At 36.7% G+C, this 6346-nt stretch carries 8 protein-coding genes and 1 pseudogene; 2 read left to right on the top strand and 7 right to left on the bottom strand.

Annotated elements, in window-relative coordinates; all coding sequences use genetic code 11:
- Nucleotides 1–493: HEAT repeat domain-containing protein (locus H6F47_RS26320; protein WP_190651697.1), on the top strand; the 493-nt coding region annotated here is incomplete at its 5' end.
- A gap of 322 nt (nt 494–815) precedes the next feature.
- On the opposite strand, the gene H6F47_RS26325 is transcribed toward H6F47_RS26320, so the two are convergent.
- The 6 genes from H6F47_RS26325 to H6F47_RS28270 form a co-directional block, all read right to left on the bottom strand.
- Nucleotides 816–1385 carry a hypothetical protein gene (locus H6F47_RS26325; RefSeq protein ID WP_190348212.1) on the bottom strand — a complete coding sequence of 190 codons (570 nt, stop codon included), beginning with the start codon at nt 1383–1385 and terminating at the stop codon, nt 816–818.
- 119 nt (nt 1386–1504) lie between these two features.
- The gene (locus tag H6F47_RS26330) at nt 1505–2605 is read right to left on the bottom strand and encodes a tetratricopeptide repeat protein (RefSeq protein ID WP_190651700.1); all 1101 of its coding nucleotides are present in this window, start codon (nt 2603–2605) and stop codon (nt 1505–1507) included.
- A gap of 118 nt (nt 2606–2723) precedes the next feature.
- On the bottom strand, nt 2724–3476 hold the full coding sequence (locus H6F47_RS26335) for an MBL fold metallo-hydrolase (RefSeq protein WP_137669134.1): 753 nt from the start codon (nt 3474–3476) through the stop codon (nt 2724–2726).
- Nucleotides 3477–3684: 208 nt separating this feature from the next.
- Nucleotides 3685–4452, bottom strand: coding sequence for a circadian clock KaiB family protein (locus tag H6F47_RS26340; protein WP_096572527.1), 768 nt, complete (start codon nt 4450–4452; stop codon nt 3685–3687).
- Nucleotides 4406–4534 (bottom strand): hypothetical protein, encoded by a 129-nt coding sequence (locus H6F47_RS28740; protein ID WP_277877184.1) that lies wholly within the window; start codon nt 4532–4534, stop codon nt 4406–4408. The genes H6F47_RS26340 and H6F47_RS28740 overlap by 47 nt, the downstream gene beginning before the upstream one ends.
- A gap of 22 nt (nt 4535–4556) precedes the next feature.
- Nucleotides 4557–4892, bottom strand: a complete 336-nt coding sequence (locus H6F47_RS28270) for a hypothetical protein (protein ID WP_242027503.1) — start codon at nt 4890–4892, stop codon at nt 4557–4559.
- 888 nt (nt 4893–5780) lie between these two features.
- On the opposite strand from H6F47_RS28270, the gene H6F47_RS26350 reads away from it, so the two are divergent.
- Complete coding sequence (locus H6F47_RS26350; RefSeq protein WP_096564960.1) at nt 5781–6152, top strand: hypothetical protein; 372 nt, start codon at nt 5781–5783, stop codon at nt 6150–6152.
- Here H6F47_RS26350 and H6F47_RS28275 read toward each other — a convergent pair.
- Nucleotides 6116–6346, bottom strand: a pseudogene (locus tag H6F47_RS28275) (hypothetical protein); the annotation flags it as partial. The gene H6F47_RS26350 and the pseudogene H6F47_RS28275 sit on opposite strands and share 37 nt — an antisense overlap.

The following is a 6346-nucleotide window of genomic DNA, read 5'->3' on the forward strand; positions in this document are numbered from 1 at the left end:
AGAAATAGGAAATGGCAATGAATATGCTATCCAGGCTTTGGTTGATTTAATCCGCAATTCTGATGATGAAGATACCAAGAGAAGGGCGGCTGATAGCTTAGAAGAAATAGGAAATGGCAATGAATATGCTATCCAGGCTTTGGTTGATTTAATCCGCAATTCTGATGATAAATATACCAAGATAACGGCGGCTAAAAGCTTAGGAAAAATAGGAAATGGCAATGAAAATGCTATCCAGGCTTTGGTTGATTTAATCCGCAATTCTGATAATGAAGATACCAAGAGAAGGGCGGCTGGAAGCTTAGATAAAATTACAGAAATTGAACAAATGACAATGGTAATTACTAATTTGCAGAAATATTTACCAAAGGATGTTTATCAAAGGCCTTATGATAGTTTTGACTATGGAATTTATCAACTTTTCTGGAACTTTGCCCAAAATCTGAGTTATCCTAAATTTTATGCAGCTTGGCAACAAAAAATGGAAAATTAAACAAATGGGAGTTCAACGAAAATAATCTGACCCCTCTCCAAACCTCTCCCCCACTGGGGGAGAGGCTTTAATTTCTCTTTTTCTATTAATAAAAATTATTCTTTTTCCAATACTGTTGGGTTAAGAGTTTTTGTAGGTTGGGTTAAGCGATAGCGCAACCCAACAAAAGCTTATAAATGTTGGGTTTCGTTCCTCAACCCAACCTACGTGAGTTTACTTAGGACTTGCTCTTTTTCTATTAATAACAGTTATTCTTGTTCACTCTCCTTGTAGGAGAGGGTGAGAGAGAGGTTTTTCCCATACTTGGAAAATTCAAAATTAACTATGGTGTAATCACAGATTTAGCCATTTCTACCAAATCTTTCTGCTTACCTGCTTTTATGCCAATAGTGTACTGTACTCCCTTTTGTCGCCAGGTTAAGGTAGAATCAGAACAATTAGCACCACATTTAGCATCTACAAAATAAGCAGTTGTACCTTTAGCTAAAGATACCGCTTTACCAGTCAGTCTAGGGGTTTTACTATTAATAGCTTCCGCACTAATCATACCAAGACGGCACGCTGTACCTCCAGTACAATCAGGGCTAAATCCTAATAAAATATCATACTTATTTTTGTTAGCTGTTTCGATAATTGCGTAAAGTGGGTTTTCTCCTTCTAAACCAGGAATATAGTTAGGTAATAAAATTGTAATTTTCGTATTTTTCTTTAATTTGGGCAAAATTGACTTAAAAACTGGATGGGGTTGAGCAGTTTTACTATTAACCTGCTGTTTTGCTATTACCTGCGGCTGATTTTTTACCGATGCTTGAGCAACATCATGAAAATAGCTGCTACTAACTAGGATAAATAAAGCTAACAAAGCACTACTTTTTTTAAAATTGAAAATCATATTCACACACCTGGGTCATTAACAAGAATATTACAAATATAACACGCAGAAACCAGGTTTCTTAACATGATTACAAATATTCTGACTCCTGACTCCTGACTCCTGACTCCTGACATTCTTTAAAAATTTAAAATATCTAAGGATTCTTCAATTTCTAAATCTAAAATCATTGCTTGAGTATCTTTATGTTCTTCTATTTTTCCATTTTGCCAATACAAATCCGCTGCTTTCTGGAAATCCTCAATTGCTCCCTGTTTATCTCCTATAATTAATCTGGCATTTCCTCGATGATAATAAGCATCTGTATAATTAGGTTTAATTTTGATCACTTTACTAAAATCATTGATTGCTGCTTCATAGTTGCCTAAATCAAAATGAGCATTACCACGATCATAATAAATATCTTCATCATTAGCATTTATCTTAATTGCCTGATTATAATCTTCAATTGCTCCTTCATACTCCCCTAATTCATAACGAATATTACCTCGATGTTTATAATCAATAATATCATCATTATTGTCAAGAAAATCATCCTGTGATTCAATTTCTTTGATTATTTTTTTCTGTTCATAGAAAATCTGCGGATTTTGTGAATCTATATGATCATTATCTATAGCAGTGGGGAAATTTTCTAAATAAGATAATAAACCTCCACCGTATAATAATTGATGGATACCAAAGGAAATTTTACCAGTTTTTAATTTAATCATTGTTGTAGGTAAAAATCCTGCTAAAAATAAATGATATTCTGATTGTGCTTCATTAACTTCTTGTTTAATTAAAATACAAACAATAACTGTATTTTTTTCAACTTCTTCTGCACTTACCGACCATCTTACCTGCTCAATTGTACCATGACGAGATTTAACTTGTATACGAATTTCCGGATTTTTAGTTAGTGTAAAATCATGTCTTCCATCTCCTCCCATGCGTTTTTCATAATCAACTTCTGTAATTAAATCTGCTAAACGTTCTTTAACAACTTCTTCACCTAATTTACCTTTAAGATTACTAATAAAAACGTTACGAACTGGGGAAGTACGTTTATATTTTTCTGCCATTAACCAGCAAAAATTTCTTAATATTGTTAATCTTTCTCCTGAAATAATAGTTAATTCACTATGATTTCCTGGTGTTTCACAGTGCAGTAAACAACCAGAATTTAATCTTTTAATAAAATCAGATTGTAGCGATCGCAATAAAGTAATCCAATCCATTTATCATTGGTAATTGGTAATTGGTAATTGGTAATTGGTAATTGGTAATTGGTAATTGGTAATTGGTAATTGCGTTATTTATCTTTTTCCCAATCACCAGTCACCAGTCACCTACTTCCTAAAATGTTACCTGTTCACCAGGTTTAGCTGCAATAACTCGCGTAGCTAAATTGTTTTTTTCTAATAATCCCTGAAATTCTTCAACACTTCCCTTTGCTTGCAAAAAGTTGTTTAATACACCCTCAAATTGAACATCTCCACCAGCAGCAGTAGGAAGAATAATTCGCGGTTGTAACCATTTAGCAACTTCTAAAGCACTATTCATTCCTTTAATTATTGGTAGTCCCAAAGGTAAACTTAAATCAATAATTGGTGTAATTACCACATCTACTGGTGCAAACTGCTGGAGTTGGTTTGAATGATTTCCATGCGGTTCATAATACAATTTTCCACCACTTGCTAACTCTGTGATCAGATAACCATTTTCTAACAAAGTTGGTCCAATTTGAGAACCGGGAAAAGCTTTAATTTCTACTTGATTATTTAAAGTGAAAATCTCACCATGATCAAGAGTGGTTATATTTTTATAACCCAATTCTTTTACTACTTTAGTTGCATTGGGAGACGCGACAACTTGAATATTCTTGTCCAATTTTCTCAAAGTGGGGGGATGTGCATGATCCTCCAAACCTTGAGACAACAAAATCAAATCTATATTTTCTGGTATTTGTCGATCTTGCGTTCGAGAACCTTTAAATAACCAATCTAAATTATTAAAGGTTAATGAGTCCACCAACCAAGGATCTAAAAGTATCCGCTGTCCACCAATTTCCATTAACCAACTATTGCTGTCTAACCAAGTGAAATACATAACTTTGAAGGTAGTAAGAGTAGTGCTGATTTTTATTATTAATTATAATATTAATTATAATATTAATTATAATATTAATTATAATATTTGTTATAATATTTATTATAATATTTATGATAGTTTTACGAACTGATCACGCTGATTTTAAACACGAATACACAGCTTGTTAATTACGAATTATCAATTGTCAATTATCAATTGTCAATTGTCAATTATCCTTCGCTCCTAATATTTGTAATAGTTTTTCCACATTATCTATATCTCCTACTATACGCCGAATTGGATGAGGCCAAACCTTAACGAGTGTAGGAGTTGCCGAAACCTGATCAATTTCTGCTTGCTCTGGATGTGTTAAAACATCAATTACCTTGAGGGTGTAAGGATAACCAAGCGATCGCTCTAATAAATCGTGTAAATTTTCTAAAATGCGCTCAGTATTCATACTATGTCCAGCCACAAATAAACGCAATACATAACCTTGACCATTCAATTTTCCCTGTTGTGGATGTAAATGATTTTGCTGATATCGGGATGGTATATCTGCACGATCTAAACGCACAATTAAATCATGATCTTCCCAGAGTTGGGGAAAAGAAGAACGATAAGTAGCTAACACCATGCGATCGCACAAACCCTCTTGCCAAGGTGCTGTTTGCCACACTATATCCCCCGTCCCAAAAATTGCCCTTAGCACCGACTGATGACGCATCACCGCCGGATAAGCTTCCGCAAAAGTCTGTACTTGTTGTGTCCGTGGATTTAACCAATGATCAATAGTAGCTGTATAACAAGGTACTAAAAAATGCGGCGGCTCTGATAAATCCAGAATTTCCTGCAAAGCCCCACACAGATGTAAATGCCATCGACCTTGTTTACTAGGGTCAATACAGTAAATTAAATCTCCCCCTGGTGTAAAAAGAGCAATACCTTTAAACAACTGGGGTGGAGATAGTTTGTCTGTGGTTAGCTTGGTCATTATGCTTTTGGGGACTGGGGACTGGGGACTGGGGACTGGGGACTGGGGACTGGTGACTGGGGACTGGTGACTGGGTAATCAATTTTATGTTTCCCAATCAACTGTCAACTATCATCCGTTTCTGGATAGTTCGTTACTTGAATTTCTCCTCGGTTACGGAAACGGGGTATTTCACCTATCCCCAAGTGAACGTCAGAATATCCTTGATCAAAAGCTTCTTGCACAATTTGAGCTAGGGTCAGTCCCGCAGGTGGTTTAGAAGTTGCCGGAACTGTTGCCCTTGGTGCTGCCATTGGTGGTGGTGCATTGCCAGCTGGTGAACCTACTCTGGGATTCTGCAACATTTGTGTATTATTACGTTGTGTAATAGATGTTGCTACCGGTGGCGCTGGTGGTGCTGGTGGTTTGGGTGGTAGATTGCGAGATGGTAATTCTGTCATATATCTTCATCAATATAACCTGGTTTTACACAGGTTAACCTTCAGTATTAAAACATAAATATTTCTGTAATGCTACGCAATTTTTCTACCTTAAATTACAAATACTTAATCTTTCTACCCCCAGATGAGAAATTTGTCAGCTATGGAAGGCAGCAGGGAAGAGGATTTGCGGCAACTTTACCTTTAGTTACATAGGGTTTGCTGAATAAACCTAAAACCTTGATATATCAAAGGTTAGAGGCTGATAAACACAGAAATTAGTGCAAGGGTTTTGAAGGGTATACCGGAAAAAGTGTGCATTTTTTGGGATTTCAAGAGATGGCAAAGAAATTTTCAAATCTTCTCCTGACTCCTGACTCCTGACTCCTGACTCCTGACTCCTATGCCCTCACGGAAAGACTTTCTCAGCAACCCCTACATACTTCGGTTTTTTACGCCTTTCTACTTAGGACTTAGGCAAGATTGGACTAAAAACCTGATTCTTACGTAGGGGTAATTCATGATTACCCCTGCTTTCGTTTTGTTTTGCATCAGTCCTGCATAACTTTTTCAGCCCAGTCTCTTGAATTATGAGAAGCAATCCTAATTTTGATAAGAAATGTTAAGTAAAGCAGGTCATTAATTTCGGAGATCATGATTGGACTATTCTCTCCACAAGGTTATATTCCTCAAGATATATGCTCAAGCAAGACTGACTACACAAAGGGACATTTGAGGAGATATCCATAATTACAAAAAATAAACTGTAAAGTTTAGTAAAGAAATGCTCATCTTTTCCATAAGTTTCTATATACTGGATTTCACTGAATCAAAACAGTTAACTCGTCAACAGCGAGGCACAACTGAAATTCAAATTTAAACTTTGCTGTGTATTTGGGAGGAAAAGTCATGGTTTCGGCTCAAAGCTCTAATCAAGGGAAGACCTACTCCTTGTTAATGATTAAAAGCTTTTTAATCTGGACTTTCACATTGGCAGTATGTTTGTTGGTTGTCGGTTTTCCATTAGTTGTAGTAATGGCTACGGTCGGATGCCTGTTGTCGATAGTCCTACAATCTGTAATGCCTGTCAGTGCTGTGTTGCTGGTAGCAGGTGGTTTAATCATGTTCAATGTTTTGACAGTTTTGATCGTGGCTGGTGTACTAACTGCTAAAGGCATTCATCCCAAGGAAGTTAAATGGTTAAGCTGGCTACATGGTGAAGCAGAAAAAGTGCAAACCACGGTTTATGCTGCTTGTCCTTTAACTTGCGAACTCAAATAAATAACATTGCTAAATTCGACAAACAGTGCATCTGCCCGGTTAAGCCGGGTTTTTTCATGTTTGAGGGAACAGGTGATTGGTGACTGGGGACTGGTGACTGGGGACTGGTGACTGGGGACTGGGGACTGGGGACTGGGGACTGGGGACTGGTGACTGGGGATTGGTGATTGGTGACTGGGGACTGGTGACTGGGG

Origin of the sequence: Sphaerospermopsis sp. FACHB-1094, from assembly GCF_014696195.1 — a bacterium.
GTDB classification, from domain to species: domain Bacteria; phylum Cyanobacteriota; class Cyanobacteriia; order Cyanobacteriales; family Nostocaceae; genus Sphaerospermopsis; species Sphaerospermopsis kisseleviana.

Bases quoted from the DNA above. Each gene is read 5' to 3' on its own strand.
- H6F47_RS26325 (WP_190348212.1), bottom strand. From the start codon at position 1,385: ATGATTTTCAATTTTAAAAAAAGTAGTGCTTTGTTAGCTTTATTTATC.
- H6F47_RS26330 (WP_190651700.1), bottom strand. From the start codon at position 2,605: ATGGATTGGATTACTTTATTGCGATCGCTACAATCTGATTTTATTAAA.
- H6F47_RS26335 (WP_137669134.1), bottom strand. From the start codon at position 3,476: ATGTATTTCACTTGGTTAGACAGCAATAGTTGGTTAATGGAAATTGGT.
- H6F47_RS26340 (WP_096572527.1), bottom strand. From the start codon at position 4,452: ATGACCAAGCTAACCACAGACAAACTATCTCCACCCCAGTTGTTTAAA.
- H6F47_RS28270 (WP_242027503.1), bottom strand. From the start codon at position 4,892: ATGACAGAATTACCATCTCGCAATCTACCACCCAAACCACCAGCACCA.
- H6F47_RS26350 (WP_096564960.1), top strand. From the start codon at position 5,781: ATGGTTTCGGCTCAAAGCTCTAATCAAGGGAAGACCTACTCCTTGTTA.